This is a genomic window from Nonomuraea sp. NPDC049784 (assembly GCF_040659615.1).
Lineage (GTDB): Bacteria > Actinomycetota > Actinomycetes > Streptosporangiales > Streptosporangiaceae > Nonomuraea.
Map to the genome: position 1 here is coordinate 1 of NZ_JBFAMX010001070.1, position 2,042 is coordinate 2,042.

Consider the following 2,042-nt stretch of genomic DNA (forward strand, 5'->3'; position numbering starts at 1 on the left):
TGGCGGGGTTCAGGCTGTTTCCGGACACCGGCGCCTCGGTGAACACCAGTACGGCCACGAGCGATGTACCCTCGGCGACCTGCTCACCACCATGCTGGAGGTCACCGGCTTCGACACCGAACTGGTGTGGACGCCGCCGGAGCTGCTCCTGCGGCACGGCCTGCCGCTCGGCATGGAGTTCGGGCTCCGCATGCCGGACGGCAACGCGCCGAGCGGCATGCATGACGCCGACGTCAGCGCCGCCCTGGCCGAAGGGCTCACCACCCGCCCGCTGCGCGACACCCTCGCCGACACCTGGACCTGGCTGCAGGCCGAAGGCGACCCGGCGCCCCGCGCCGATGCCCCCTCCCCAGACACCTGGCTGGATGGCGCCGCTGAACAGCGGCTGCTCGACCAGCTCTCACGTTAAGGAAGCACACCGTTCATGCGCGCCATCATCATCGGAGCCGGCATCGCCGGCCTGGCCACCGCCCTGCGCCTGCACCAGATCGGCTGGGACACCCTCATCGTCGAACGCGCCCCGAAGCGGCGCGGCGGCGGTTATGCCGTCACCTTCGGCGGCATCGGCTACGACGCCGCCGAACGCATGGGCATCCTGCCCGACCTGCTCACCAAGGGCTTCGTCACCGACGAACTCGTCTACCACAAGCCGAACGGCGAACGCCGTTTCTCCCTCGACCGCGCCACCATCGCCGCCACCACCGGCCCGCGCTCGATCACCATCCTGCGCGGCGACCTGGAAGCCGTCCTGTACGCGAAGGTCGAGGGCCACGCCGAGATCCGCTTCGGCACCACCCTGACCGCCGTCGACCAGGACAGCCGCGCCATCCGCGTGACCTTGACCGACGGCACCACCGAGGAAGGTGATCTGCTGATCGGCGCCGACGGCCTGCACTCGGCCACCCGCGCCCTGCTGTTCGGCCCGGAAGAGGACTTCCTGCTCGACCTGGAGCACAAGGTCGCCGTCTACATGCTCGACAAGCGGCCCGCCACCATCGCCACCGGCGCCACCGGGACCCTGTCCTCCGGCGGCCGCACCGCCGCGGTCATCAGCATCCCCGACGGCCGCAACGTCGCCTTCTTCGGCTACCGCACAAGCCACGCCCGCCCCGGCGAGGACGTGACCACCGAACTGCAGCGCGTCTACGGCGACCTCGGCTGGATCATCCCCGAAGCCCTGGCCGGACTCCAGCGGGCCGAGTCGGTCTACTTCGACACCATCAGCCAGGTCGTCGCACCGTCCTGGAGCAAAGGCCGCGTGGTCCTGCTGGGCGATGCCGCCTGGTGCGTCACCCTGTTCGCCGGATACGGCTCCTCCCTGGCCGTCGGCGGCGCCGACCGCCTCGGCACCGAACTGGCCGCCCACCCCGGCGACCTCCCCGCCGCGCTCGCCGCGTGGGAGGCGGCCATCCGACCCGAAGCAGAACGCAAACAGAAACTCGGCCGCCGCGTCAAAGGCGTCTACGCCCCCACCAGCCCGCTCCTGCTGTGGCTGAGCCTGCTCCCCCTGCGGCTGGCCTCCCTGCCCCCGGTCCGCCGCTACATGACCCGCCGCTTCATCAAGGGCTGAGGGGCGTGTAACACCTGGCCGGGCGATCGGCCAGGTGTTACATTCCAGGCAACTGGAAGATCGCACCCCCGCTCGGGGGTGCGGATGTCGGAGAGCCGGGAAGCCTGGTCGGCCCGCGATCAACGATCGCGGAGCGAGGAGGCCACCGCCCGATGCGCCCGACCACCATCTTGCTCAGCTGCGGCATCGCCGCCGGCGTGCTCGTCCCCGTAGTGATCCTGGCCGACGGCGCCACCCGGCCCGGCTACAGCCTCTGGCATCACGGCGCCAGCCAGCTCGGTACCGGCGAACGCGGCTGGCTGCAAACGGCCAACTTCGTGATCGGCGGGCTGCTGCTGCTCGCCTTCGCCGCCGGACTAGGCCGCGCGCTGCGCCAGACGCGACCGGCCGGACGCGCAGCCGTCTGGGGGCCGATTCTCCTGGCGGCCGCCGGGCTGGCGCTGGCCGCAGCCGGGATCGTGCCCACCGATCC

Annotated in this window: 2 protein-coding genes and 1 pseudogene; all 3 read left to right on the forward strand. The window is 71.4% G+C overall.

The features are described 5' to 3' along the window. Nucleotides 1-409: pseudogene (locus AB0J09_RS63290) on the forward strand (hypothetical protein); the annotation flags it as partial. Between the two features lie 15 nt (nt 410-424). Continuing rightward, nucleotides 425-1,570, forward strand: a complete 1,146-nt coding sequence (locus AB0J09_RS63295) for an FAD-dependent monooxygenase (RefSeq protein WP_360713959.1) — start codon at nt 425-427, stop codon at nt 1,568-1,570. Between the two features lie 152 nt (nt 1,571-1,722). Continuing rightward, a partial coding sequence (locus AB0J09_RS63300; RefSeq protein WP_360713961.1) for a DUF998 domain-containing protein occupies nt 1,723-2,042 on the forward strand: 320 nt, incomplete at its 3' end.